Source organism: Corynebacterium sp. MSK297 (assembly GCF_030232885.1).
GTDB lineage: Bacteria > Actinomycetota > Actinomycetes > Mycobacteriales > Mycobacteriaceae > Corynebacterium.
Genome location: NZ_JASPGD010000005.1, coordinates 54,121 through 80,776 on the forward strand (window position 1 = coordinate 54,121; position 26,656 = coordinate 80,776).

Sequence of the window (26,656 nt, forward strand, 5' to 3'; positions counted from 1 at the left end):
ACCGATGATCGACAGTGCCGGTGAGTGCTCGGAAATTCACCATAAAACCGGTGAGTGGGGCATTTAGGCCACACCCCACTTTTCCCGCAGCTTCGCAATCGCTTCTTCTTTACCCAACGGACCGTGCTCCAAACGCAAGTCCTTCAGGTACGCCCACGCCTTACCGACTTCTGGCCCTGGTTCCAGCCCTAAGATTTCCATGATTTCGTTGCCGTCCAAATCCGGGCGCACGCGAGCCAGATCTTCTTTTTCTTGGATCTCGTCAATCCGCTCCAGCAAATTGTCATAGGCGCGGCCCAACCGACGAGCCTTCTTCTGGTTCCGCGTGGTGCAATCAGCCCGCACCAACTTATGCAAGCGGGGCAGCAGTGCACCAGCATCAGTCACGTAACGACGCACCGCGGAATCAGTCCATTCACCCTCGCTGAAGCCGTGGAAACGCATGTGCAAAAACACCAGATTCGCAATGTCTTCAATCACGGCTTTCGGATACTTCAGCTTCCGCAGCCGCTTACGCGTCATCTTCGCGCCAACAACTTCGTGGTGATGGAAGCTGACACCGCCACCCGGCTTTTTCGCGCGCGTGGCTGGCTTGCCGATGTCATGCAGCAACGCCGCCCAACGCAACACCAAATCCGGCGAGTGCTCGTCATCCTCGAGATCAATTGCCTGCTGCAACACGGTCAACGAGTGCTTGTACACGTCTTTGTGCTGCAGGTGCTCGTCTGGTTCCATCGCCAGCGCGGGGACCTCCGGCAGAATATGCTCGGCCAATCCTGTGTCCACCAGCACCTCAATGCCAGCCACCGGGTTGGTACCCGCCATCAGCTTGTCTAGTTCCACCTGCACGCGCTCAGCAGTAATCCGGTTAATCTCGCCGGCCATGTCCTGCATCGCCGCGCGCACTCGGTCGGCAATGCGCAGTTCCAACTGGGACACAAACCGCGCAGCACGCAACATGCGCAACGGATCATCGCGGAAAGAAATCTCCGGCGAATCCGGTGTGTCCAGCACCCCGGCAACCATGTCGGCGAAACCACCCACCGGGTCATGGAAGCGCCCAGTGATCACGTTCGGGTCGTCGTCGGCAAGAGTTAATTCCACGGCCATGGCGTTGACCTTGAAATCGCGGCGGATCAGATCACCATCGAGGGTGTCGCCAAACTCCACGACGGGATTACGGGAATCGCCATCATAGGCATCGGAGCGAAACGTCGTCAGCTCAATCTGTTCGCCCTTTTTCACGGCAGAAACCGTGCCAAACGCGATGCCGGTGTCCCAGACCGTCTCAGCCCACTCATCCAAAATGGGCTTTACAACCTCCGGGCGAGCATCGGTAGTGAAATCGAGATCATGACCCAGACGTGACAGCATGGCATCTCGGACAGAACCGCCGACCAAAAACAGCTGATGACCGGCGGCATCAAAACGTTGCACCAATCCTGCTAAGAGCGGGGAAAGCTCGCGGACGGCTTCGGTGGCACGTGCTAACAAAGCAATCTGCTGGGTGTCTGAAGAATTCACCCCCGTTAGTCTACTACGATCGTCAGTAATGACTAACGAGCAAAAAAGCCACAAAAGTCGACGCCGACGCCGGCGTCGCCCGGCCGCGCAGAAGGGAGGTCACAATCCCGCCGGCGACAATACTGATGCTGCAAAAAACACGACCGATAGTTTTGGGAAAAAACGTGCGAAACCTGCGCAAAAACACCACGCACGCAAACAGGGCAAGCAACACTCGCCAAAGAAACACTCGGCAAAGCAACAAACATCCAAGCAGTCGTCGAAAAGGCACCCCAACAACCCCAAACACGCCAACAAGAACGCACATCCGCGCAAGGGCCACAGTTCCCAACGTTCTGTCATGGAAACCCGCACAGAAACATCCGCGGGTGGTTTGGTGCTTTCCGGTCTCGCTGAGGCGGTTGCGGAAAACGGCACGGTTGATCTCTCCAGCATTTATGTGGCCTTGATTGGCCGTCTGGACCGGCGGGGCCGCCTGTTGTGGTCCATGCCGAAGGGCCACGTCGAACCGGACGAGGAGCATACGCTCACCGCCGAGCGCGAAGTGTGGGAGGAGACGGGAATTCACGGCGAAGTATTCGAGAACTTGGGTGTGATTGATTACTGGTTCGTCTCCGATGGCGTGCGCATCCACAAAACGGTGCACCACCACCTGTTGCGCTTCGTCGACGGATGGCTGAACGACGAAGACCCAGAGGTCACGGAGGTTGCTTGGATTCCGGCTTCCGAGCTGATGGAGCGCCTCGCATATGCCGACGAGCGGAAATTAGCCCGCAGAGCACACGATTTGCTTCCGGAGTTGGCGCGAGCAGAAAAAGAGGCGGGAAGGATCACCCCGCGATGAGTCGGCCTGCTGCTTTCTCGGCGTTGTTGCTGGTGGCTGCTCTGCCTGGTGTGATTGCCGCCCCGGCTGCGATCGCCGCACCCGAGCCAGTGCCGGTCTCACCGGAGAAATCCGAGTTGTGGGGTGTGCCGCACGACCCGCTTGCCGACGACGACGTCAGTTTGTCTCTGTCCTCCCTGGAAGAAATCGCTTCCGGTGCTTCCGCTACCACGCCTGTAGGTGTGGGCGAGCAGCTGCAGGCTAAATTCCGGATCGATAATCGCTCGGCATCGGAGCTCAGCGATGTGCAGGTGACCGTGCGGCGGGCTGATGCTGTGAATTCTGCGGACGAGGCGCAGGCTGCCCTGGCGCACAGTGATTTCCCGTATTGGGGTAATGCTGTGAATCTTGCTTCGGTGGCGCCGAATAGTTCCACTAGCGCGTCGATGGATATTTCTACGGCGTCGGCAGATTCGCCGTCGTTAAGCATCACGCAACCGGGCGCCTATCCGGTGTTGTTCACGCTCACCGGCTTTCAGGATGGGGACCCGGTGCATTTAGCCAGCGAGAGGCTGGTGTTGCGTGTGGATAGGCCGACTGACGACGGAGTACACGGCACCGAGGCCAACGAACACACGGCCAACGAACACACGGCCAACGGATTCATCGCGGACGACACCGTAACGGAAGATACCGCAGAAAATTCTCCAGAAAACTCCGAGCGAGGGTTTTCTGTCATCGTCCCGGTTTCCGCTCGGATCGACCCGGTGCCAGGCGCCACGGGTGATGATCCGCTGATCGTGCGCTCGGAGGATTTCACCAGACAGATTTCCGCTGGCGGGCGCTTATATGAACTCGTCGAGACGTATCGCAACCATGATCTCGGTGGTGCAGCGTGCATGGCACTCGACCCCGCGGTGGTGAACATGGCTGCACGGATGACCGAAGGTTATTACGTCAATGAGCAGCGCCCGGAGATTAATAATGAGCCGGTCCGCCTGCGGGATTCGTGGGGTGCGGACCGTGAACCCGACCTTGGCGACGAGGGTAGGGGAGCAGACGCCGCCCGCGAATGGCTGGATATGATCCGTGACGTCGATTGCGTCCTGGCTATGCCGTGGGCGAACACGGACCTCAACGCGGTGCAGGGAACCCACGACGGGTGGATGTTGCATGAAGCCACCGATCGCGGGTCCGAATTGCTGCAGCGAGTGTTGGGGCTGGATTCTCAGCCCGTGCTGCTACCGGGAAATGGCTATGTTTCACGGGAAACATCCTATGCCCTAGGAAACCTTCCCGAGGGTGCGCATGCTTTGCTTGCCGACGACGCCGTACCGAGCGCCGCCGCTGCCATCGCCGACCCAGCAACCAACCTCCGCGCCTCCACCTACGACGGCGCACTCGCCGCAATACTCAACGACACCGGCACCAGCCCAGTCACCGCGCCCTACACGCCAGTGGAATACCGCACCGGCACGGCCCAAGCTTCCGAGCACGCTCGGGACATCACGGCTGCCAGCATGCTGCGCACTGCCGCACAACCTGCCGACGGCGCAGCCACCACCATCGCACTGCTGCCCGCACTCGTAGAAGCACCAGTGGCCGAAACTCTATTGTCTGCAGCAGCCGATGTTCTCTCCGAACCTGGCGTGATCCCACGACCCTTAGATGTCGCCATCGGTGACAACTACATCGAGCAGGCGCGCGCGCACGATACAGCAGTTGCAACAACCGCGAAAACCTCCGGCACAGCGTCGGGAAGCCCGTACCCAGACCCCAGCGTGTTTACCGACCTCGAAATCACCCAGGTACGCCAGCAGGTGCGCTATATCAACGAGTTGATGTCGATCATGAGAAATGACTCCGACATCGCATTGACGCGCTACGAATACACCTTGGCACTGCGCCGGGATATGCTCGTCGCTCTCTCGCACCACCAGCGCAATACCCTAGACGGCTACGATGCCGCCGTCGCAGCCACCGCCACGCGCATCAACGCCAACCGCGCGGTATTGAAAGAACTCCGCGAGTCCGTGTCGCTCGCACCACCGGGCAACGTATATACCCGCGTCTCGGATTCTTCGCCGCTGCTCGTCGTCGCCAAGAATCAGCTCCCGTTGCCAGTAACTACACAGATGGCATTTGATTCTCCAGAAGGAACACGCCTCAACACGCCGGAGCAGGTTAGCATTCCCGCACGCGGCTCGATTACCGTATCAATGACGGCTGATATTCCTGCAGATCACGGAAGAACTGATATCCGGCTATGGCTTGCCACGTCAACCGGCTCCGGGATTTCACAACCAGTAGAAATCACGGTGAATACCAGGAGCGATTCGGTGATCTTGTACAGCGTCGCAGCGGGGCTAACCCTAGTGTTGGCCACCGCAGTGGCGTTGCGGGTACGGCGTCGCAGAAGGAATTAGCATAAACAGATTGGTGTGTCGTTGACAGAAACTGAAACTGGTTCGGTTCGATCTACCCGCGGGCGCATCGTCGAACCAACCCCGCCAGCACCAGTTCCGAAAAAACGCCCGCAACCCGTCGCGGTAGCAGAAACGGAAGATAAATCTGATCTGCGTGGCGGCCGCACCGACGAGAAGGCCAGCGATGCCGATGTCGTGCGCGCAACGAGCTCAATGGCGATCGCCACGCTGATTTCCCGCATCACAGGCTTTCTGCGCAACGTCTTAATCACCGCCACCCTGGGTGCCGCGGTGGCTTCGGCGTTCAATACAGCGAACACGCTGCCCAACTTGATTACCGAGATCGTCCTCGGCGCGGTGCTGACTTCGTTGGTGGTGCCGGTGCTGGTGCGCGCGGAAAAGGAAGATCGCGATAGGGGAGAGGCCTTCGTCCGGCGATTATTTACCCTGGCAATCACCATCCTCGGCGCGATCACGCTGCTATCACTGCTGACAGCCCCGTGGATTACCAGATTGATGCTGCCCGAATCTGGGCAGGTCAATGAGGTCCAGGCGACGTCGTTCGCATTCTTGCTGCTCCCGCAGATCGTGTTTTATGGGCTCTTTGCCCTGTTCCAAGCGGTATTGAACACCAAAGGAATTTTCGCGCCCGGGGCGTGGGCGCCGGTGGCCAATAACATTATCTCCATCGGCGTGCTGCTGTTGTACTGGACGGTTCCGGGCTCACTGAACCCAGCCGCGCCATCACCGATCACCGATATCCACGTCGTCTTATTAGGCCTGGGTACCACAGCCGGTGTCGTCATCCAGTGCCTAATCTTGGTGCCGTATTTGCGGCGAGCGAAGGTGAACCTAAAGCCGCTGTGGGGCGTGGATGCACGCTTGAAGCAATTCGGTGGCATGGCCGCCGCGATTATCGTTTATGTGGCAATTTCCCAGTTGGGCTATGTCATTACCACCCGCATCGGTGCGCTTGCCGACGCCCAAGCGCCGATCATTTACCAGCAAGCGTGGCTCTTGATTCAGGTGCCATATGGCGTCATCGGCGTCACCCTGCTGACGGCGATTATGCCGCGCTTGTCGCGCAACGCTGCTGACGGCGACGATAAAGGCGTGGTGCGTGACCTGACGGTGGCTACCAAGCTGACCTTTATCGCACTGATTCCCATCGTCGTATTCTTTACTGCCTTCGGTACGCCGATCGCACAAGGCTTGTTCCAATACGGCCTGTTCGGGGAAGAAAGCGCGGTGTTGCTCGGGTGGACGCTGAGTTTTTCTGCTTTCACTCTGATTCCGTACGCATTGGTGCTGCTGCACCTACGCGTGTTTTATGCGCGAGAAGAAGCCTGGACACCGACGTTTATCATCGCCGGTATTACGGCGACGAAAATTGCCCTGTCTTTGTTGGCTCCCGTCATTGCCGCTCGCCCAGAAACCGTGGTCATCCTGTTAGGTGCAGCCAACGGTTTCGGATTCATCACTGGTTCCATCATCGGTGTTTTGCTGTTGCGCCGAAAGCTGGGTTCTCTGCGTGCTCGCGAGGTGCTTGGTGCCTCCGGCTGGTCGCTGGGTGCTGGTCTAGCCGGCCTGGCGGGTGCCTACGTGGTGTTGTTCCTGCTGCGTTTCCTTCCGGATTCTTGGGGTCTGGCGATTGTCGATCTGGCTCCAAATGTGCTGCAGTCTGCGCTACGGTCTGCGGCCACACTGGTCTCGACGATTATTGCCGGAGTGGTGTTTTTAACCATCACCGGTATTGTGCTGTCCTTTTCCGGGATCCCGGAAATCCAGTCGTTGGGCCGGGTGGTTCGTCGTTTGCCGGGCCTGTCGAGGTTCATCAAGGTCAACGATTCCGACGACGATGTCACGAGCGGCGAGATCGACCTGCAAGACATTTCCTCCCGTTTTCTGGCACAAGACGCTTTCAACTCCAGCCCTGTGCCACCACCGATGTCAGCCGGTGTCGTCCGAGGCGCTCGCCTCACCCCAGGTGCACCTGTTTCCGATGGGCGTTTCCGATTACTGCGCGATCACGGCAGCGTCGCCGGCGCACAGTTCTGGCAGGCAAAAGAAAATGCCACCGGAAAAGAAGTCGCGCTGACGTTTGTTACCACCACCGGTAACGCACCGATGGCGGCAATGACCCCGGCACAATCCGCTCGCGCGGCAGCAGAAGTCTCACGTCGCACGCGTCGTCTAGCGCAGTTGAACCTGCCGGGCATCGCACCGAATATCCGAGTGTTGTCCTACCGCTCCGGTTGTTTGGTGGTAGCAGACTGGATCCCGGGTAGTGATCTGAAGACGGTCGCCGAATCCGATGGCTTGGACCCGGCTGCCGTTGCCGAAGCATTGGCCCCGTTTGCCGATACCATCGCCACTGCACACGAAAATGGCCAGACCGTCGGTTTGGACAACCGCAACCGTGTGCGCATTTCCACCCAGGGCACCGCGATGTTGGCGTTCCCAGCGGTTCTCGATGACAACACCATCGACCGGGACCGTTCTTCGCTGAATTCTGCGATTTCCCAATTGGTGGAATCGACCTCCCCGACACCGGAAGAATTATCGACGATTACCGAGCCGCGCAAAACCGCACATCCGCAACAACAGGATCGCGGCGACGATGCTGCTGCCGACGCCGCTGATCCCGCACAGCCTGCGAGTTCTACCCAGGGGGCCCAGGGTGAGCGGGATGAGCGAGGTGCCCAGGCAGAACAATCCGGGGCTACCGAAAAGCCACATCAGCCGGAGCAGGTTCACACACCGACCGCCACCAGTGGCACCGCAGCCGCACAAGCAGCAGCCCAGGCCGCAGCGCCACTGGAGCCAACCCCTCGCGAAATCACTGATCGTTTGCAACGATTCCTCCGCAACGAGGAGGAAGAAGAACCAGGTGCCGTCGAGGCATTGCCGGTCGAAGACGAATCCACCCCGGATGTGGAAGAGCGCGCTGGTTTCGGTGCCCGTGGTTATTCCAGTGGTGGTGCAATAGTGATTGCCACGTTCGCGTTCTTATTGATCATCGCCGTGGCCGCCCTGGCTGCCTATGTCTTCTCGCTGTTTAATACGAATGAGGACACCAGCCCGGTCTCATCGGATGCGATTCATGCCACCAACACCCCGCCGTCCCCGGTGATTGAACTGCCGGTGGTCCAGATTCTGCACGAAGCGCGCTCGTTCCCAGATGGGCCGCAGGCTCCGGAGGTCATCGATGGTGATCCACAGACGGTATGGGAATCACACCAACCAGATCCGGCGCTGTTGGTTACCACCCAGGATCCGGTGATCTTGAAAGATCTGGTGATCCGTTCCGAGACCGCAGGCGGCAAGTTCTCGGTTTTCGCCGTCGATGACATCACCAACGACGATGGCACTACCAGCGTGACGCCGGTGGATCCTGCCAGCGTCGACCGCGATTCTTTGCCACGCATTGCCACCGGCACGTTGATGGAAGGGCGCAATAATGTTTCCCTGAATGGTCGCAACGACTTTTCTGGCGGTGTGCTCATCCAATTCAGCGGTGTGGAAGACGAGTTGCGAGTACGCGATGTTCTGCTTACCGGGCTCAATAGTGTTGACGATGTGCAGGTGCGCCCATAGGCCATACTCCATAACCTGATCGAGCGAAGACTCACCGAGCACAGCCTCACCGAGCAACGCTTCACCGATCACAGCCGCACCAATCACAGCTCTGTAGCATAAAACTTCAGCGCCGTCCGGTCTGTGTTGCACAGTATTCTGTGCAATTCCGGGCGGCGCTGTTGTCATCTCTGTTGTGCAATGGGGAACACAAGGGGACACACCTGCAAGGCCACAACGATCGGGGGGATCATGGTGGAAACCACGCACGTAAGCAACGGAAAGCAGAGCAACCACACAGTCTCTAGCGACGACACAGCAGTCCATGAAATTTCAGATCGACAGCTTGTCGACGATTTCTGTAGCGGCGACGCCAGTGCATTTAGCGCGATTTTCACCAAACACCGGCGGCGGCTGCGTGGAGTGGCGCGTCGCTATGCGGGTAATGATCACGATATTGATGACATTGTGCAGGATGCGATGTTGAAGGCCAGCACAAAATTGGATACCTACCGCGCAGAATCCGCGCTGACAACCTGGCTGCACCGGCTGGTGATGAATGCCGGCTATGACCATCTGAATCATAAACACCGCAGGGAAACCCCCACGATCGACGCGGATGTCGTGCCGCATGACCGCAACCCGGCGCTAGCTTATGATCCCACCGGGAGCGTGGATGCTCGGATCTACCTCGACGACGCTCTCGAGCAGCTCAGCCCGGAACAACGCGAGGCATTAACACTGACAGATATTGCCGGTTACAGCATCTTCGAGGTAGCCAAGCACCAGGGGGTAGCACCGGGAACCGTGAAATCGCGGCGTTGGCGGGCGCGCCAGGCGGTTCGCGAAGCCGTGGAGAACGCGCAAGCTAGCTCATAATTCCTCCGGTTAGTTGCCACGACAACCAATAAAGCCAAGGACGCACCGTCGACAAGTGTGTGCAACCAGTTGCACACCAAGCTGTGCCCGTGAATGCGCGTAGAATATCGGGCACACATGCACAGCAACGGAGGAAAATAATGATCGTTCACGATGTCGCTATCATTGGTTCTGGCCCCGCAGGTTACACAGCTGCGCTTTATGCCGCCCGCGCTGAACTCAAACCCATTGTGTTTGAAGGTTATGAGTACGGCGGCGAGTTGATGAACACCACCGAGGTGGAAAACTTCCCTGGTTTCCAGAAGGGCATCATGGGCCCGGAGCTGATGGAAGAAATGCGTGCACAGGCGCAACGGTTCGGCGCGGATCTACGCATGGAGTTAGTAGACCGCGTCGAACTCGACGGTGAGATCAAAAAGATCATCGTTGGTGATGAAGAATTTGCCGCCCGCAGTGTGATCTTGGCGACGGGATCTGCACCGCGCCATCTCGGCGTCGAAGGCGAGAAGGCACTCACCGGTCGTGGAGTCTCCACCTGCGCTACGTGCGATGGTTTTTTCTTCCGCGATCACGATATCGCGGTCGTCGGTGGTGGCGATTCCGCAATGGAGGAAGCTACCTTCCTCACCAAGTTTGCCCGTTCGGTGACGATCATTCACCGTCGCGAAGGCTTTTCTGCCTCTCCGATCATGCTGGAGCGCGCCAAAAACAATGAGAAGATTTCTTGGGAGCTCAACAAGACTGTTGACGCTATTCACGAATCTGCTGGCAAGGTCTCTGGTTTAACTTTGCGCGATACCCAGACCGGCGAAACCAGCCAGCTGGATGTCACGGCATTGTTTGTCGCCATTGGTTCCGATCCACGCACAGACCTAGTAAAAGACCAGGTTGATCTTGAAGAGTCCGGCTACGTCAAGGTTAATCACCCGCACACGCACACCAATATTGCAGGTGTGTTTGCGTGCGGTGATTTAGTCGATGATCACTATCAGCAAGCAATTACCGCCGCTGGTTCTGGTTGCCGCGCCGCCATCGATGCTGGCGAATACCTGTCTGCTCAATAAGATTTTTCGCAATGATGAGCTAATCGCCGCGGCGCGCGTTTTCGCGCACTGTGGCGATACTCAGTTGTGACTACACTAGAGTGCGCAGTAATTCTTTATAGAAAGTCACGAGGTGACAAACCACATGAGCAACACAATTGATATCACGTCCCAGACGTTTAAGTCTGAAGTTGTGGAATCTGACGTCCCAGTCATCGTTGATTTCTGGGCGCAATGGTGTGGGCCATGCAAGAAATTGAGCCCAGTTCTCGAAGAACTCGCCGAAGAGTACGACGGCAAGATCAAGGTAGCCAAGGTCGATGTTGATGCAGAACGCACCCTGGCCGCAATGTTCCAGGTGATGTCGATTCCTTCGGTGATGATCTATTCGGGCGGTTCCAAGGTGGATGAATTCACTGGCAATCTGCCGAAAAAGCAGATCGTCAGCAAAATCGATGCAGTTCTGTAAACCCTGTAGAACCGTAGGTAACACAATCTGTATCTGATGCGATTTCAGCAACGAACTATGAACATCACATCCATGGCGATCACGCTGCACGAGGGAGCGTTGTGACGGAAGTATTGAAGGTCGGCGATTCGTCCGCTCGCGTAGCCGAAGCACGCGCCACCCTAGCCAGGCTGGGCATGCTTGCCCATTTCGATGGTGACGTGGCCGACTGGAGAACCCAGAAATTCAGCGAGGAAGACAAGTACTTCACTGCCGAATTAGCCCACGCACTGAAAGCATTTCAGCAGTCACGTGGCATCATCCCCTCGGGCACGATCGATGAGATTACTCTCCGGGAGCTACGTCATGCCTCGTACACCTTGGGTGCACGCGTGTTGTCCTTTCAACCCGGACAGGAATTATTTGGCGACGACGTCGCTCAGTTGCAACGCCAGTTGCAGGAACTTGGTTTTTACAGCCACAATATCGACGGTCACTTTGGACCCAATACCCACGAAGCGTTGAGTAATTACCAACTCAACTCTGGCTTGCAGGACGACGGCATCTGCGGGCCCAACACGGTCCATTCATTGTCGCTGTTGGGACGCCGCATTTCGACGGGCGGCTCCACCCAAGCTATCCGCGAACGCGAGTGGGTCCGCCGTGCGGGACCGAAACTCGCGGATAAGCGGGTGGTCATTAACCCTGCCCTGGGCGGGGCACACAAGGGTGCGACGGTGCGTGGGCGCTTTGGTGACATCACTGAGGAAGAAATCCTGTGGGATCTTTCCTCCCGCATCGAAGGGCGCATGATTGCTGCTGGTGTCGAAACGATTATTTCACGTCCGCGCATGGATGATCCCAGCGAACGGGAACGTGCCGATATCGCGAATGCTTTTGGCGCTGACCTCGTGATTAGTCTGCACTGTGATCACTACCAGAACGAGAAGGCGCATGGCGCTGCAACGTTTTATTTCGGTTCCAATTATGGTTCGTCGTCGTTGATCGGCGAGAAGCTTTCTGGTTTTGTGCAGCGGGAAATCGTTGCTCGTACTGATCTGCAGGATTGTCGCAATCACGCACGCACCTGGGAAGTACTGCGTTTGCCGCAGATGCCAACTATTGACGTGGTGTTGGGGTATTTGACGAACCCGCAGGACGTCAACATCTTGACACAGCCACAACACCGCGACGCCATCGCTGAGGCCATCGTGGTTGGTGTCAAGCGTCTGTACCTGTTGGATCAGGATGATATGCAGACAGGCACTTATGATTTTGCGGAGTTGCTGAAAGCAGAACAGTCCTAATCCTAGGCCCTAGACTCTAGGAACCGAAGAACCTTAAGATTCTTCGGTTCCATGCGCACCTTCGATCAGTTCCATGATGCGCTGGAAATCTTCTTGGTCGCCGAATTCCACCACCATTTTGCCTTTGCGCTTACCCATGGACACTGTCACTTTGGTATCCCACTTGTCGGCGAGGCGCTCGGCGGTGTTCGTGAAGAACTCCGGCTGTGGTGCCGGTGTATTTTTCTTCTTCGCAGCGGGCTTTTGCCCCTTATTCAGCAATACGACGGCTTCTTCCGTGCCACGCACGGACAAGCCTTCCGCAACAATGCGTTCGGCAAGCTGCGACATGTGTTCTTTTTCCCGCAGGCCCAACAGCGCACGGGCATGCCCGGATGAGAGCACTCCGGCATCCACTCGGCGTTGCACATCAACTGGCAGGCGCAGCAGGCGCAGTGTATTGGTGATTACCGGACGCGAGCGTCCCAAGCGGTCAGCCAGCTGTTCTTGCGTCACTCCAAATTCTTCCAGCAACTGCTGGTAGGCGTGTGCCTCTTCCAGCGGGTTGAGCTGCACGCGGTGGATATTTTCCAGCAACGCATCGCGCAGCAGGGCGTCATCAGTGGTTTGGCGGACAATCGCGGGGATCGTCGACAAACCCGCCCGAGATGCAGCACGCCAGCGGCGTTCACCCATGATGAGTTCGAAGCCATCTTCCGACGGACGCACCACGATGGGCTGCAGCAGCCCGAATTCTTTGATCGAATGCACCAGCTCAGCCAAGTCGTCGGCATCGAATACCGTGCGGGGCTGTTTCGGGTTCGGGGTGATCTGGCCGACGGGTACTTCGCGGTAGGTAGCGCCGAATTGCGGGCCCAGGCTACCTCCACGCGAACGAGCAGCACTGGACGACGAAGAAGCAATCGTCGGGGCGCCAGGAACCGTCGATTTTCCGGATGCTTTTTTGCCCTCTGCGCCTTTGCCTGTGCTTTTTCCTGCACCGTTATCAGCGCGATCTTCGGTGTAGTGTTGTGCGCCCTGGACGGCTTCGCGGGGGCCGTTCTTGCCATTCTTGGCATTCTTCCCGGCAGCAGCACCGCGGTCACCAAGCGCAGAACCTAAAATCACATCAGCTGCTGAATTACCCAGCCGCGGGCGTGCAGATTGGTCTTCATCCTGAGCAGAAGGAATCAGTGCAGCTAGGCCCCGGCCCAAGCCACCTTGTTTGTGGTTCGGTTTTTTCTCCGCCATAAAAACTCGTTACTCCTTATGCTTCATCCGCTGGATTATCTGCTGAGTTGCTTGCTGCGGCATCGTTATCTGCAGCGCCGTTATCTGCAGCATCACCAGCCTGCTGCGAAAGTTGCTCGTAAATTTCCGGGCTCACACCAATCGGCCCAGTAGAGCTGTGAGGTACGTAGTCGCCGCGCTCATCCAATTCGTTCGCCGCCGCTCCATAAGCGTAGGCACCGTGTGAGCTCGGTGAATAATCAATGACCGTCTGCCCGTAGCCTGGTGCCTCTGAAACGCGTACAGAGCGTGGAATGACGTTGCCAAGAACCACAGCACCAAACTGTCCGCGAACTTCATCAACGACTTGCTCTGCAAGCTTGGTACGCCCGTCGTACATCGTCAGCAGCACACCGGAGATATGCAGGTCCGCGTTGAGGTGTTCGCGGATCATGGTGATGTTGTTCAGCAGCTGGCCCACACCTTCCAGTGCGTAGTACTCGCACTGGATCGGGATGATGACTTCTTGCACCGCAGTCATCGCGTTGATCGTCAACAGCCCAAGCGATGGCGGGCAATCGATAAACACGTAATCGAACCCGTATTCGTCTAAAAATCCATTCTTGAGAGCGTCGGAAAGCCGGTATTCGCGCCGCACCAAACTCACCAACTCAATCTCTGCGCCCGCCAGGTCAATGGTGGCGGGGATACACCACAGGTTGTCACGGTTGGGGGATTGCTGCACGGCTTGTTTCGCAGTAGCGTTCCCGAGCAGCACCTCGTAACTAGAGTTTGTTCCCGTGCGGTGCTCCACACCCAGCGCTGTTGAGGCGTTGCCCTGTGGGTCGAGGTCGATGACCAGAACGGTGTGGCCTTGCTGGGCCAGGGCAGCGGCTAGGTTCACGGCGCTGGTGGTTTTGCCAACGCCGCCTTTCTGATTGGCGATCGTGATCAAGCGGGGCTGCTGTGTCATGCCAATGAGCTTACTTTACGCGGTGAACACGTATCAGGGTGGTGGATTCTTCCAGCTCAGCACCCACAGTGATGATTTCGACGCGTTCGCCTTGTGCGCGCTTAATCTCGGATTTATCCCGCTCAATTTCTTCGCTTGCCGACGCCCCCTTCATCGCCAGCATCATTCCGCCGGGCTTACACAGCGGCAGTGACCAGCGCGCCAGCTTTGCTAGTGGGGCCACCGCGCGGGAAGTCACCACATCAAATTGTGTATCTTTACCGAGATTTTCGGCACGGTCACGAATCACGGTGACGTTATCAAGCCCGAGTTTCTCGGTGATTTCGGCAAGGTAGTTGGATCGTTTCAGCAATGGTTCCAACAAAGTCACCTGAAGGTCTGGTCGTGCGATTGCCAGCGGGATGCCCGGCAGACCTGCCCCAGATCCAATATCGATGACACGGGCACCTTCTGGGATGGCTTCGCCAATAACCGCACAGTTGTAGATGTGCCGGTCCCACAAACGTGGTTTCTCACGCGGCCCAATAAACCCACGAGTGGTGGCGTCGGTAGCAAGGGATTCGTGATAAGCAATTGCGAGATCCTGCCGGTCTCCAAAAACGCGAGCAAGCATTACTTCTTCTTGCCCTTGTTGCGTTGCTTGCTCTGGGCCTGGCTCTGAGAATTGTTCTGGCCTGGGTTCGGAGATTGGCTTTGCGCCTGATTCTTGCGCTGCTTCTTGGTTTGCTTGTTCAGCTTACGAGCTGCCGGTGCCGGTGCGGATGAGCGCTTGGCTTCACGCTTTGCCTCTTCCTCGGCTTCTTCTTCCCGGTCCATCTTGCCGTAGATAATGCGAGTCTGCACGAATGTCCAGATGGTGTTGGTCAGCATGTAGAACAACAGACCAATGGTCCAGATAAAGCCGGTGGCCAAGGTGATGGCTGGCATGACCCACAGCATCATCTTATTCATCATGCCCATCTGCATCTGCATCATCTCGGCGTTGTCACCGGTTGGCTGCGGCGTCTTACCTGCAGCACGACGAGCCTCCTGGCGTCCGACGGTAAACCGGGCATTCAGGTGCGTCAGAGTCGCGATGATCAGCACCAGAGGAACGGCGACCATGATGATGTTGACACGAGTGAAGTCAGCACCGAAGGTCTGCATGGCATCTTCCGACATCGAGATAAACGCCGAAAGCGGTACACCGAAAACATCCGCATCCAAAAATGATCGGACATCTTCCACAGAGAAGGAGTAGTTCGGAATGTTACGGTTTTCTTCGACCGTAAGTCCTGGTGAACCGAAGCGCTCCTCGGTGCGGTTGAACATGCGCAGCACGTGGAACAGACCAATGAAGACTGGGATCTGTGCCAACATCGGTAGACACCCAGCCAGGGGGTTCATCCCGGATTCTTTATAAAACTTCTGCAGCTCTTGGCTCTGCTTGGTTTTATCGTTTTTGTACTTATCCCGGATCTCTTTCATCTTCGGCTGCAGCTCTTGCATCTTCCGGGAAGAGCGCAACTGCGTAATCATTGGCTTGACCAATATTGCCTTGATGGTCATGGTCAGCAAGATGATGGACAAGACCCAGGTATATCCGGAGTGCGGATCCATCACCAGACTTAAGACATCACGCCAAAAGCCGAGGATCCACGAAATCGGATAATAAATGAAATTAAGCACAAATAATCCTTATTCTGACTTAGTCTGAACGTAATCTGACGGCGCTTCCGTCGGGTGTGCAGACGGACTTGCAGGATCGTAGCCGCCTGGGTGCCAAGGGCCGCATTTCGAAATTCTCACGATAGCACAGACAAGGCCTTTGAAAACCCCGTGACGCGCGAAAACTTCCAGGGCATAAGCGCTGCACGTGGGCTCAAAACGGCACGACGACATCGGTTTCTGGGAAGACAGGTTTTTCTGGTAAAACCTCACCATTGCCACCAGCAACCGGGAAGGACCACGCGCTGCAGGGATCGCTTGCCCATCCGTGTTGTAATACGTCACCGTGTAGCCGTTTCCGATCGTTTGGATGTTTTCTCGAGCTTGTGTAGCGCACGAAAAACCGCACTGCGCACGTCTTGCCGCAGCTGTTGCGGCTTGGCGTCGACAAGCGCGGGCAAAGCACGCAGCACGACGTCGACGCTGGGATCAAGTTCTGCACACAACTCACGACAAATATGCCGTAATTGGCGGGCGGTGCGGTGGCGGACAACGGCATTACCGACGCTTTTCGAGACGATAAGACCAAAACGGGGACCAGAAACAACGAGTGTCTCTGATCCCTGGTGTTGATAGCAATGCGCTATCACGCTACGTGATCCTGCCCGCCGCCCCTTTTTAGTGGTTCGCCGAAATTGTTGCGGCGAAATCAGCTTATGCTGGCGGGGAAGCATGACTTAAGCGGTCAGCTTAGAACGACCTTTTTTGCGACGAGCTGCCACGATGGCGCGACCAGCACGCGTACGCATACGGGTACGGAAGCCGTGTACGCGTGCACGACGACGGTTGTTTGGTTGGTATGTACGTTTACCCTTTGCCACTGTAGATCTCCTTCACTCAACGGTGCGACGCTGCCTTTTTGGCACGTCAAATACAGGTTCAAGAACCTTGACGCCTCGACAGCAGCTTGGGGATAAGCGCTGCGGCGCGTGGGTGTCATTCGGTTCTCAAGCACACAGTCCAGGATTCTGGAATAGGTTCTGGAATCCAGGCTGTGAAAAGACTTAGCCAGATTACGTCACAGCGAGCTGGAAAAACAAATCAACACGCCGCAGCACGCTGGTCAATCAACACAGGACAACACGCACACCGGCGTGTACTGACAAAGCACAGGGGAGGGTGCACCCGAAACTACAAGACTGTAATTAAGGCCGTGCAAAGCCACTGTATCAATCACAACCTTGGGCAGTGCTGGGGGTTTTCCACAGCGAAATCGGACCAGCATCAGAAAACAGCATCAGTGTAATTCCGGCTGCTTGTCGAAGAAAAATAGCGTGCTAGACAGTTTTCCACACGAGCGGGTAGTAATAGGAAGTCGCTTCTACTCACAGGGAAACATCCCACCAAGTTGTGGATAAGTCTCAACAGAAACTTGAGAGTTAAGACAAACCCGCAGGTAGAATCCAAAAATTTCAGAACGATAGTTATTCACAACCATGTGAAAGCTTGTGAATAATCCTCGCCGTGAGTCTATCCACAACTGTGGATAACTCTGTGAAATACTGGTCACGCTGTATTTCTGGCTACGGTGAGCCTGTGGAATGTCCCTGGGGAATTCTGCAGCAAAATCTCAGCACGAACCCCAGGAAAAAACCCAGGCTAGAAACCTGAACACGAAAAACACACGACCCATACAGAATCGAGGCACTGTGGCAGACGACGCGTCCATGCTGGCAGAAAATTGGCAGAAGATGGTTGATGACCTCCTGTTTATTTCTGACCAACCAGATTCTGCCGTGCCATCGTTTAGCCACCAACAGCGCGCTCATCTGCAGCGCGCTCGTCCGATCACCATGGTCAACAACTATGCGCTGTTGACGGTCCCTAACGAGAACGTCAAAGCCACGATCGAGAATGATCTCGGCCCACACATCGTGCGCATCCTTAATCATTATTTAGGAAAGTCGTGCTCCTTGGCGGTATCGATTGCTGCCCCCCAGGACAACGACTGGCAAACGTCGCATTCCCCAGCACAAGCCAGCCGTAACTACGATCCTCGATACACCTCTCGGTATGATCCACGTGGCGACTCACCTGCCCAATCTGAACGCACCCAGGACGGAGGATCTGCGCAGCCTGGTACCTCTCAACCTGGCTCCCCCCAGTCTGATTCCACTCAGTCTGGTTCCACTCAGCCTGACCAGCAACCGGGAACACCGCCATCGACGCATTCTCGCCGCGGTTCACGCCCCGCCTGGGATCAGCAGGACTCACAAATGGGATTCGGGTTTAGCTACCCGGCTAGCGATCCAGCACGAAACGATCCAGCACGTGATACAGCTGCAGCCCCTGGTTCGGCAAGCCTCGACGAACTTGCCGAGGCATATAAGCAACAGCAAGCACAACAGGTCGGCGCCGGGGAAACTTCAGAAGCCGATGCTTCTCGACGATTGCACCGAGAGACTCCAGCGCATGATCCGAACCGGGAGGAATCCCTCAATCCCAAATACACATTCGAAAACTTTGTGATTGGTTCTTCAAACCGCTTCGCTCATGGTGCGGCCGTCGCGGTGGCAGAAAATCCAGCACGCGCTTATAACCCGTTGTTTATTTGGGGCGGTTCCGGCCTGGGCAAAACTCACTTGTTGCACGCTGCCGGTAATTATTCGCAGGAACTGCGGTCCGATCTCCGGGTGAAATATGTTTCTTCGGAGGAATTCACCAACGACTACATCAATTCTTTGCGTGATGACCGCCAAGAATCATTCAAGCGCCGTTACCGAAACTTGGATGTGTTGATGGTCGACGATATCCAGTTTTTGGAGGGCAAGGAATCCACCCAGGAAGAGTTTTTCCATACCTTCAATGCGTTGCATCAGGCGAATAAGCAGATCATCCTGTCTTCCGACCGGCCGCCGAAACAATTGACGACGTTGGAAGATCGCTTACGCACGCGTTTCGAAGGTGGGCTGATCACTGACGTGCAGCCACCAGACCTCGAGACACGTATCGCAATTTTGATGAAGAAAGCTTCAGCAGATGGCACGCGCGTCGACAGGCAGGTCTTGGAATTCATTGCCTCCCAGTTTGAGTCCTCGATTCGCGAGTTAGAGGGCGCGCTCATCCGCGTGTCGGCATATTCATCGTTGATCAATGAGCCGATCAACATGGAGCTGGCGGAGATCGCGCTGCACGATATCCTGCCGGATTCTGCCAGCCTGGAGATCACCATGTCCACGATCATGGAGGTCACCGCAGAATATTTCCATATCGAATTCAAGGCATTGACGGGTGCGGGCAAGACCCGTGCGGTTGCTCATGCCCGGCAGTTGGCGATGTATCTGTGCCGTGAACTTACCGATAACTCGCTGCCCAAAATCGGCGAAGCTTTTGGCGGCAAGGACCACACCACGGTGATGTATGCTGACCGGAAAATCCGCAAGGAAATGACGGAAAACCGTAATACTTACGACGAAATACAACAGCTGACGCAGATCATTAAGACCCGCGGCCGAGTGTCCTAAAACCAGCTGCATTTCTTCACGTTTCTTAAGATCACTGGGCCCGCGCCCACACCTGAGCCCACAACCCCACAACCAGGCACTGACCCGTTAGTAGCGGGTTCGAGTGTCTGGTTTTCTTTATCCACAAGTTTCTCCACATCTGTGTAATTACACCTATGTAATTCACTACGATATTGTAATCTGGTTCACCAAAGCAAGGTGTGTACAAAATCTGACCAGTGTGAATACCCCAGTGAACGACTTGTGAACAAATCCGATCAACTTGTGGAAAAACAGAATTACATGAGAGTTATCCACAATTGCACCGATTTATCCACAGATTCTGCACACCCATTCACACACGCCAAAAAATAGCCCTGAGCAGACTAGATCCCCTGTTATTCACAGATCTCACAAAGCTTATTGTTATTACTATCTTTTTAACTTGGATTTCTATTAAGAAAAGGAGGGTGTGGAGGAACGAGAATTTTTGGTTTTGCGTCCAAACCTCCGACGACCGCATTAAGCCAAGACAGTGAATGTCAGAACTGTAATTCTACGCGCTGATTTAGTAGACACTAAGTAACAGTAGTGTCATTCAGTCAAGCCTATTAGGTAACGCTAAATAACAAGAATTTCTCGTTGGGTAAGACAATCCCCGCAGGTGACTTTTTCTGACTGCATTTTTGATGCAGCATCTTTCATGCAGGCCCGTTTAGTTCCGTTTAGGCTGTCCCAGAATTTATCGGCTAGAATCAACGAGCTACACATTATTTCGGGTAGTTTGGTAAAGGCGTAGGTGAACTACACCAATTCCCAGCTTTGAGCTTGGGGTAGCACGAAGACAACCGCTAAAGAGAGCTTGATACCACCATGGATTCCTCCGCAGTATCGTTCCGTGTTGCCAAAGAAGACTTGGCAGACGCTGTCGCTTGGGTAGCAAAAAACCTGCCGTCGAAGGCAACCCAACCTGTTTTGCGCGCGATGCTGATTACTGCCGACGAATCCGGCTTGGAATTATCAGGTTTTGATTACGAAGTATCGACCAAGATCAAGCTTCCAGCAGAGGTAGAAACCGAAGGCACCATCGCGGTGGCAGGTAAATTGCTGGCAGATATCGTGGCCAGCTTGGCTAATAAGCCGGTTGAACTAAAAGTGGACGATTCCACCGCTTTAGTGCGTTGCGGTTCTTCCCGCTTTGAACTACCGCTGATTCCACTCGATGATTACCCACAATTGCCGGAGCTGCCACAGGTAACCGGTAGCTTGAACCCCGCGCTGTTTACCGACGCCGTCACGCAGGTTGCTTCCGCCGCTGGCCGTGATGACACTTTGCCGATGTTGACTGGCGTAAATTTTGCAATTAATGGCTCGAATATCAAGCTTGCCGCCACCGACCGCTTCCGTTTGGCAATCCGCCAGTTGACTTGGGATCCAGCTAGCGAGGACGTCTCGGCAAAACTCTTGGTGCCAGCAAAAACTCTGCAAGAAAATGCGCGAAGTTTGGATACCAGCCTGGACCAGCCGGTACAGATCGCGGTGGGCGCTGGCGACAACGTCGGTGCCGAAGGCCTGTTTGGTTTGCACTCGCACAACCGCGAGACCACCACGCGCATGTTGGATGCAGAATTCCCGAATATCGAACCGCTGTTGCCAAAAACCCACAGCTGTGTCGCCAGTGTTGATATCGCACCACTGCAAGAAGCGATTCGCCGCGTGTCGTTGCTGACGGAACGCAATGCTCAGGTGCGCATGGAATTTTCTGAAGACCAAGTGATTTTGTCCGCCGGCGGTGCAGAATCTGGCCACGCGGAAGAAGCCGTGCCGTGCGAATTCTCCGGCCGCGACGAACTCATCATCGCGTTCAACCCGGGTTATCTGAAAGACGGCCTGTCCGTTGTTCGGACCGAAAAAGTCTTTTTCGGGTTCACGGAATCGTCACGTCCGGCAATTTTGTTGCCGCAGCCAGAGCAGATGCCGGAGGCTAACGAGGACGGGCAGTTCCCAAGCCCAGAGTCTGAGTTCACTTACCTGCTGATGCCGGTTCGTTTGCCTGGGTAATGTATCTCCAGAACCTGCAGCTTCGTGACTTCCGCTCCTGGCCGGAATTCTCCCTGCGGTTTGCGCCGGGTATCAGCGTTTTCGTCGGCCGGAACGGGTATGGCAAAACCAATATCGTCGAGGCCGTCGGCTATCTTGCGCATCTAGGATCTCATCGGGTGGCCACCGATGCACCGCTGATCCGTCTCGGCCAGGATAATGCCCGGATTTCTGCGAGCATCATCAACCAGGGCCGTGAGCTCACAGCGCATTTGCTGGTCAAAGCCAGTGGAAGTAATAGCGCACAAATCAACCGCACTCGGTTGAAATCGCCGCGCGAACTGCTTGGCGTAGCAAAAACGGTGCTGTTTTCGCCGGAAGACCTGGCTTTGCTGCGCGGCGAACCAGGCGAGCGGCGTCGTTATCTCGACAGCATCCTTGCTAGCCGCACCCCACGGATCGCGGGCGTGAAAGCCGATTATGACAAAGTCTTACGCCAGCGCAACGCCTTGTTGAAATCCGCCAGTGCTGCATTACGGCGGGGCTATCGTGACGACGATTCCGCTGCTGCGTTGTCCACCCTTGATGCCTGGGATAATCGCTTGGCTGGTGTGGGCGCGCAGCTGATTGCTGCCCGTATTGAGCTGGTCGACGAGCTGAAAACGCAGGTACGCACTGCCTATGCAGCCATTGCTCCGGAATCCCGCCCGGCGGATATCGCTTATATTTCCACCCTGGATACTGTGGCCGAGGCCAATTATTCTGGCAGCTCCGCAGATTCTGGAACCTCGGCGGCGATGCCACCCCGCCGCATCACCGACGCGTATTACCGCGATGACCGGGGCCGCGTGCAGGTAGAACTTGTGGAAGCCGCAATGCTGGGCGCGTTAGGGCAGGTGCGCGAGAAGGAGATTGAACGCGGTGTGAGCCTCGTCGGCCCGCATCGCGATGACATGGAGGCACTGCTGGGGGCCAGCCCGGCAAAGGGTTTTGCTTCGCATGGCGAGACCTGGTCTTATGCCATTGCGTTGCGCTGGGCGGAGTTTGAGATACTGCGGCAATCCGGCACTGATCCGATTCTGATCTTGGATGATGTCTTTGCCGAACTCGATGTAAAGCGCCGCAGGCACCTGGTGCAGCTTGCGAGCTCAGTCGAGCAGGTGTTGATCACCGCGGCGGTAGAAGAAGACATTCCCGACGAGTTGGAGCCGAATTCCGTGGTGCACATCGGCGTCCACGATTCCACCAGCGAATCCGGTGAGTATTCCCGAGTGTCGTTCATCGATACTGCTGGTGGGGCATGACGATGAGCATCTCTGAAGAAAATCCAGCCGCAAACCAGAAAATCCAGAAAAACCAGCAAATCCTGCCGGATTCTCAGCCGCGCGATCTTGTCGACGCCACCTTCGCCGCACTGCGTGAGGCCGCGGCACAACGCGGATCCGCGCCACCACTGGGTACCTCGCAGACCGGGGCGCAAAGTTTTTTGCGTAGTCGTCGGCAAGCGCGAGCGCACCGGGCTCGGAGTTCTCGTCTGTCGGCAGCCAATGGGCCATTGGGCCCCACCACTAATGACCTCGCCGCTAACGACCCCACCACGAAAAACCTCAGCGTCAATACTCCCGGCACTTCTCACGCCCCCGGCGCACTGAACTGGGGAAAATACCGACAGTCCGGCCCAGATGGCAGGCGTCCGCGCAGGCAACTCAACTTACCGTCGGCGGGCGCGGTGCTGAACAAGGAGATCACATCCCGCGGGTGGGAGAAAAACCTGGCCTCTGGGTGGGTGACCGGGCACTGGGAGCAGCTGGTGGGCGAGAAGATCGCGCAGCACACCAAGGTAGAGATGGTGAAAGATTCGGCGTTGTTCATCACCTGTGATTCCACCGCGTGGGCGACGAACCTGCGGTATATGCAGCGGGAGATTCTGCGCTCGATCCGCGAGAAAGCCGGCCCGGACGTGATCACGGAGCTGAAGATTTTCGGCCCGCAGGCTCCGAATTGGCGCAAGGGCAAGCTGCACGTGAAAGGCCGCGGACCGCGCGATACTTACGGCTAAAACCGGCTGATCAGTAGCAGCGACTCTATCCGTTTACGGCAGGGTGTGCCTGCGGCTTAGCTCCACCCGGGCGGGGTGTCTGGGGTGTAAGATTGGAATGTCGAAGATTTCCTCTTTAAGGAGTGCTAGTTTCACGTGGCTAACGCGCAACCGAATTATGACGCTTCATCAATTACCATCCTGGAGGGCCTGGAAGCCGTCCGTAAGCGCCCCGGTATGTATATCGGTTCTACCGGCGTGCGTGGCTTGCACCACCTGATTTGGGAGGTTGTTGATAACTCGGTCGATGAGGCCATGGCGGGCTATGCCTCCAAGGTGGAGGTGCGCTTGCTTGCCGACGGCGGCGTGCAGGTTACTGACGACGGTCGTGGTATCCCGGTTTCGATGCATGCCTCGGGTGCGCCCACGGTGCAGGTTGTGATGACGCAGTTGCACGCCGGCGGTAAGTTCGATTCCGATTCTTATGCTGTTTCGGGTGGTCTGCACGGCGTGGGTATTTCCGTCGTCAATGCTTTGTCGACACGCGTGGAAGCCGCGATTAAGCGCGATGGCAAGCACTGGTATCAGAACTTTGAGCGCGCGGTGCCAGAAGAACTTGTTGAGGGCGGAAATGCCCGCGGCACTGGTACGACGGTGCGTTTTTGGCCGGATCCGGAGATTTTCGAGACTGTCGATTTTGATTTCGACACCATCAAACGCCGCCTGCAGGAAATGGCTTTCTTGAACAAAGGCTTGTCCATCACGCTTGTCGACGAGCGCGTGACGGCCGAGGATCTCAAGTTGGAGGCACTCGCGGAAGAAGGCGAGACGGCCAGCTCTTTCGATGATCCGGATCCGGAAGACAAAGCTGCGATCAACGATAAAGACGCCGTCAAAAAGATCGAATTCTGCTACCCGAATGGCCTGGTGGATTACGTTGACTATCTGAACCGCACGAAAACCTCGATTCACCCGACGATCGTCAGCTTTGAAGCTAAGGGCGAGGATCATGAGGTGGAAATCGCGCTGCAGTGGAACAGTGGTTATAACCAATCCGTGCATACTTTCGCCAATACGATTAATACGCACGAGGGCGGTACGCACGAAGAAGGCTTCCGCGCTGCGCTGACCACGCAGATGAACAACTATGCGAAAACGCATAAGTTGATGAAGGAAAAAGACGGCAAGCTTACTGGCGATGACTGCCGCGAGGGCTTGTCGGCGATTATTTCCGCGAAGGTCGGCGACCCCCAGTTCGAGGGCCAGACGAAGACCAAGCTGGGTAACACGGAGATTCGTTCCTTCGTGCAGCGTTCTGTTAATGAGCACTTGGCGGATTGGTTTGATGCGAACCCGGCAGAGGCCAAGGCGATTATGAACAAGGCCGTGGCTTCTGCGCAGGCGCGCGTGGCGGCTCGTCGTGCGCGTGAGTTGGTGCGCCGGAAATCCGCTACTGACTTGGGTGGTTTGCCGGGCAAGTTGGCGGATTGTCGTTCCAAGGATCCGAAGGTTTCCGAGCTGTTCATCGTGGAGGGTGACTCCGCGGGTGGTTCCGCAAAAGCTGGGCGCGAGTCGCTGTACCAGGCTATTTTGCCGTTGCGCGGGAAGATTTTGAACGTCGAAAAGTCCCGCATGGATAAGGTGCTGAAGAACAACGAGGTGCAGGCGATTATCACCGCGTTGGGTACCGGTATTCACGAAGAATTCGATATCGAGAAGCTGCGCTACGACAAGATCGTGTTGATGGCCGACGCCGACGTCGATGGTCAGCACATCGCCACGCTGCTGTTGACGCTGCTGTTCCGCTTCATGCCGGAGCTCGTCGAAAATGGGCACGTTTATTTGGCGAACCCGCCGTTGTACAAGCTGAAGTGGTCGAAGGGTGAGCCTGGCTACGCCTTCAGTGACCGTGAGCGCGATGCGCAGCTGAAAGAAGGCTTTGCGCAGAACCGCAAGATCAACATGGACGACGGTATCCAGCGGTACAAGGGTCTGGGCGAGATGAACGCGAAAGAGTTGTGGGAAACCACGTTGGACCCAACCACTCGTATTTTGCGTCGCGTGGACCTGGAGGATGCACAGAAGGCTGACGAGCTGTTTTCTATTCTCATGGGTGATGACGTTTCTGCACGTCGTAGCTTTATTACGCGTCGTGCCAAGGATGTTCGCTTCCTCGACGTCTAATCGCCCGGCGTTGGGGACTAGGATTGGACGCGCCCAAAGCTTTGTGCGTTATAAGTCATATTTTTAGCCTGATGGAAAGGAAAACTCTTCGTGAGTAATGCCAATGGTTCTGCAGCCCGCGTGAAGCGCGGTTTATCTGAGCAATTTTTTGGCGGCGTCATCATGGACGTCGTTACCCCGGAACAAGCTCGCATCGCAGAGGCTGCTGGTGCTTCAGCCGTGATGGCTCTGGAGCGCGTTCCTGCTGATATTCGCGCCCAGGGCGGCGTTGCCCGCATGTCGGATCCGGATATGATCACCGAGATCATCGAAGCCGTCGACATCCCAGTTATGGCCAAGGCCCGCATCGGCCACTTCGTTGAGGCGCAGGTGCTGCAGTCGCTGGGTATTGATTATGTCGACGAGTCTGAGGTGTTGACCCCAGCTGATTACGCCCACCACATCGACAAATTCGCTTTCGACGTGCCATTCGTCTGCGGTGCCACCAATTTGGGTGAGGCGCTGCGTCGTATCAACGAGGGTGCTGCCATGGTGCGTTCTAAGGGTGAAGCCGGCACTGGTGATGTGTCCAACGCCGTGACCCACATTCGGAGCATCCGCGCGGAGATCAACCGTTTGTCTTCTATGTCGAAGGACGAGTTGTTCGTTGCTGCCAAGGAGTTGCAGGCACCGTATGAGCTGGTGCTTGAGGTTGCAGAGACCGGTAGCTTGCCGGTTGGTTTGTTGGTTGCCGGTGGCGTTTCCACCCCCGCTGATGCTGCGATGATGATGCAGCTCGGTGCCGATGGCGTGTTCGTCGGATCGGGCATTTTTAAGTCCGGTAACCCGGAGGCGCGTGCGAAGGCTATTGTGCGTGCGGTCAAGAACTACGACGACGCCGAGGTTATCGCTGAGGTTTCGCGTGGTTTGGGCGAAGCCATGGTTGGCATCAACGTTGATGAGTTGCCAGTATCTCACCGTTTGGCAGAGCGCGGCTGGTAAATACCCGGCTAGGGGTTGCGCACCGTCGTTCTGGGCGCGTTAGGCGCTAGACTGG

General features: G+C 56.3%; 21 protein-coding genes. 13 read left to right on the forward strand and 8 right to left on the reverse strand.

Going from position 1 to position 26,656, the window contains the following annotated elements:
* Positions 1–63: 63 nt before the first annotated feature.
* On the reverse strand, positions 64–1,554 hold the full coding sequence (locus tag QP888_RS06625) for a CCA tRNA nucleotidyltransferase (protein WP_502869142.1): 1,491 nt from the start codon (positions 1,552–1,554) through the stop codon (positions 64–66).
* On the opposite strand from QP888_RS06625, the gene QP888_RS06630 reads away from it, so the two are divergent.
* The 7 genes from QP888_RS06630 (at position 1,553) to QP888_RS06660 (ending at position 12,026) form a co-directional block, all read left to right on the forward strand.
* Positions 1,553–2,368, forward strand: a complete 816-nt coding sequence (locus tag QP888_RS06630; protein ID WP_284812752.1) for an NUDIX hydrolase — start codon at positions 1,553–1,555, stop codon at positions 2,366–2,368. The genes QP888_RS06625 and QP888_RS06630 overlap by 2 nt on opposite strands.
* Complete coding sequence (locus QP888_RS06635) at positions 2,365–4,773, forward strand: hypothetical protein (RefSeq protein WP_284812753.1); 2,409 nt, start codon at positions 2,365–2,367, stop codon at positions 4,771–4,773. The genes QP888_RS06630 and QP888_RS06635 overlap by 4 nt, the downstream gene beginning before the upstream one ends.
* A 15-nt stretch (positions 4,774–4,788) precedes the next feature.
* Positions 4,789–8,370 (forward strand): murein biosynthesis integral membrane protein MurJ, encoded by a 3,582-nt coding sequence (murJ, locus tag QP888_RS06640; RefSeq protein ID WP_284812755.1) that lies wholly within the window; start codon positions 4,789–4,791, stop codon positions 8,368–8,370.
* A gap of 231 nt (positions 8,371–8,601) precedes the next feature.
* Positions 8,602–9,228, forward strand: coding sequence for an RNA polymerase sigma factor (locus QP888_RS06645; protein WP_284812756.1), 627 nt, complete (start codon positions 8,602–8,604; stop codon positions 9,226–9,228).
* Between the two features lie 140 nt (positions 9,229–9,368).
* Entirely contained in the window at positions 9,369–10,292 is a 924-nt protein-coding gene (gene trxB, locus QP888_RS06650; RefSeq protein ID WP_284812757.1) for a thioredoxin-disulfide reductase, read from the forward strand.
* Positions 10,293–10,416: 124 nt separating this feature from the next.
* Positions 10,417–10,740: a thioredoxin gene (gene trxA, locus QP888_RS06655; protein WP_284812758.1), complete on the forward strand. Its 324-nt coding sequence runs from the start codon at positions 10,417–10,419 to the stop codon at positions 10,738–10,740.
* A 101-nt stretch (positions 10,741–10,841) separates the two neighbouring features.
* Positions 10,842–12,026, forward strand: coding sequence for an N-acetylmuramoyl-L-alanine amidase (locus QP888_RS06660; protein WP_284812759.1), 1,185 nt, complete (start codon positions 10,842–10,844; stop codon positions 12,024–12,026).
* 33 nt (positions 12,027–12,059) lie between these two features.
* Here QP888_RS06660 and QP888_RS06665 read toward each other — a convergent pair whose 3' ends face one another.
* Genes QP888_RS06665 through rpmH form a run of 7 tightly spaced genes read right to left on the reverse strand, consistent with a single transcriptional unit; the run spans position 12,060 to position 16,736 of the window.
* On the reverse strand, positions 12,060–13,256 hold the full coding sequence (locus QP888_RS06665; protein WP_284812760.1) for a ParB/RepB/Spo0J family partition protein: 1,197 nt from the start codon (positions 13,254–13,256) through the stop codon (positions 12,060–12,062).
* A 16-nt stretch (positions 13,257–13,272) separates the two neighbouring features.
* Positions 13,273–14,208 carry a ParA family protein gene (locus tag QP888_RS06670; RefSeq protein WP_284812761.1) on the reverse strand — a complete coding sequence of 312 codons (936 nt, stop codon included), beginning with the start codon at positions 14,206–14,208 and terminating at the stop codon, positions 13,273–13,275.
* A gap of 10 nt (positions 14,209–14,218) precedes the next feature.
* Positions 14,219–14,821: a 16S rRNA (guanine(527)-N(7))-methyltransferase RsmG gene (rsmG, locus tag QP888_RS06675; RefSeq protein WP_284812762.1), complete on the reverse strand. Its 603-nt coding sequence runs from the start codon at positions 14,819–14,821 to the stop codon at positions 14,219–14,221.
* A complete protein-coding gene (gene yidC, locus QP888_RS06680; RefSeq protein WP_284812763.1) occupies positions 14,821–15,876 on the reverse strand; it encodes a membrane protein insertase YidC in 1,056 nt (351 codons plus the stop codon). Before yidC ends, rsmG begins: the two co-directional genes overlap by 1 nt.
* 9 nt (positions 15,877–15,885) lie before the next feature.
* Positions 15,886–16,200 carry a membrane protein insertion efficiency factor YidD gene (gene yidD, locus QP888_RS06685; RefSeq protein WP_284812764.1) on the reverse strand — a complete coding sequence of 105 codons (315 nt, stop codon included), beginning with the start codon at positions 16,198–16,200 and terminating at the stop codon, positions 15,886–15,888.
* Positions 16,197–16,589, reverse strand: coding sequence for a ribonuclease P protein component (gene rnpA, locus QP888_RS06690; RefSeq protein WP_284812765.1), 393 nt, complete (start codon positions 16,587–16,589; stop codon positions 16,197–16,199). The genes yidD and rnpA overlap by 4 nt, the downstream gene beginning before the upstream one ends.
* A 3-nt stretch (positions 16,590–16,592) precedes the next feature.
* Positions 16,593–16,736, reverse strand: coding sequence for a 50S ribosomal protein L34 (gene rpmH / locus QP888_RS06695; protein ID WP_081604941.1), 144 nt, complete (start codon positions 16,734–16,736; stop codon positions 16,593–16,595).
* Between the two features lie 972 nt (positions 16,737–17,708).
* Here rpmH and dnaA point away from each other — a divergent pair.
* The 6 genes from dnaA to pdxS all read left to right on the forward strand — a co-directional run bounded on the left by dnaA (position 17,709) and on the right by pdxS (position 26,601).
* On the forward strand, positions 17,709–19,379 hold the full coding sequence (gene dnaA / locus QP888_RS06700) for a chromosomal replication initiator protein DnaA (RefSeq protein ID WP_502869143.1): 1,671 nt from the start codon (positions 17,709–17,711) through the stop codon (positions 19,377–19,379).
* Between the two features lie 852 nt (positions 19,380–20,231).
* The gene (dnaN, locus tag QP888_RS06705; RefSeq protein ID WP_201809770.1) at positions 20,232–21,419 is read left to right on the forward strand and encodes a DNA polymerase III subunit beta; all 1,188 of its coding nucleotides are present in this window, start codon (positions 20,232–20,234) and stop codon (positions 21,417–21,419) included.
* Positions 21,419–22,702 (forward strand): DNA replication/repair protein RecF, encoded by a 1,284-nt coding sequence (gene recF, locus QP888_RS06710; protein WP_284812768.1) that lies wholly within the window; start codon positions 21,419–21,421, stop codon positions 22,700–22,702. Before dnaN ends, recF begins: the two co-directional genes overlap by 1 nt.
* Before the next feature lie 62 nt (positions 22,703–22,764).
* Positions 22,765–23,457 (forward strand): DciA family protein, encoded by a 693-nt coding sequence (locus QP888_RS11160; protein WP_502869144.1) that lies wholly within the window; start codon positions 22,765–22,767, stop codon positions 23,455–23,457.
* 135 nt (positions 23,458–23,592) lie between these two features.
* Entirely contained in the window at positions 23,593–25,620 is a 2,028-nt protein-coding gene (gene gyrB / locus QP888_RS06720) for a DNA topoisomerase (ATP-hydrolyzing) subunit B (RefSeq protein ID WP_284812769.1), read from the forward strand.
* A gap of 90 nt (positions 25,621–25,710) precedes the next feature.
* Positions 25,711–26,601 (forward strand): pyridoxal 5'-phosphate synthase lyase subunit PdxS, encoded by an 891-nt coding sequence (gene pdxS, locus QP888_RS06725; protein ID WP_284812771.1) that lies wholly within the window; start codon positions 25,711–25,713, stop codon positions 26,599–26,601.
* The last annotated feature ends 55 nt before the right edge of the window (positions 26,602–26,656 follow it).

Excerpts from the sequence above, each read along its gene's own strand:
- QP888_RS06630 (WP_284812752.1), top strand. The coding sequence starts at position 1,553 with ATGACTAACGAGCAAAAAAGCCACAAAAGTCGACGCCGACGCCGGCGT.
- QP888_RS06635 (WP_284812753.1), top strand. The coding sequence starts at position 2,365 with ATGAGTCGGCCTGCTGCTTTCTCGGCGTTGTTGCTGGTGGCTGCTCTG.
- QP888_RS06645 (WP_284812756.1), top strand. The coding sequence starts at position 8,602 with ATGGTGGAAACCACGCACGTAAGCAACGGAAAGCAGAGCAACCACACA.
- trxB (WP_284812757.1), top strand. The coding sequence starts at position 9,369 with ATGATCGTTCACGATGTCGCTATCATTGGTTCTGGCCCCGCAGGTTAC.
- trxA (WP_284812758.1), top strand. The coding sequence starts at position 10,417 with ATGAGCAACACAATTGATATCACGTCCCAGACGTTTAAGTCTGAAGTT.
- QP888_RS06665 (WP_284812760.1), bottom strand. The coding sequence starts at position 13,256 with ATGGCGGAGAAAAAACCGAACCACAAACAAGGTGGCTTGGGCCGGGGC.
- QP888_RS06670 (WP_284812761.1), bottom strand. The coding sequence starts at position 14,208 with ATGACACAGCAGCCCCGCTTGATCACGATCGCCAATCAGAAAGGCGGC.
- rsmG (WP_284812762.1), bottom strand. The coding sequence starts at position 14,821 with ATGCTTGCTCGCGTTTTTGGAGACCGGCAGGATCTCGCAATTGCTTAT.
- rnpA (WP_284812765.1), bottom strand. The coding sequence starts at position 16,589 with ATGCTTCCCCGCCAGCATAAGCTGATTTCGCCGCAACAATTTCGGCGA.
- dnaA (WP_502869143.1), top strand. The coding sequence starts at position 17,709 with ATGGTCAACAACTATGCGCTGTTGACGGTCCCTAACGAGAACGTCAAA.
- dnaN (WP_201809770.1), top strand. The coding sequence starts at position 20,232 with ATGGATTCCTCCGCAGTATCGTTCCGTGTTGCCAAAGAAGACTTGGCA.
- recF (WP_284812768.1), top strand. The coding sequence starts at position 21,419 with ATGTATCTCCAGAACCTGCAGCTTCGTGACTTCCGCTCCTGGCCGGAA.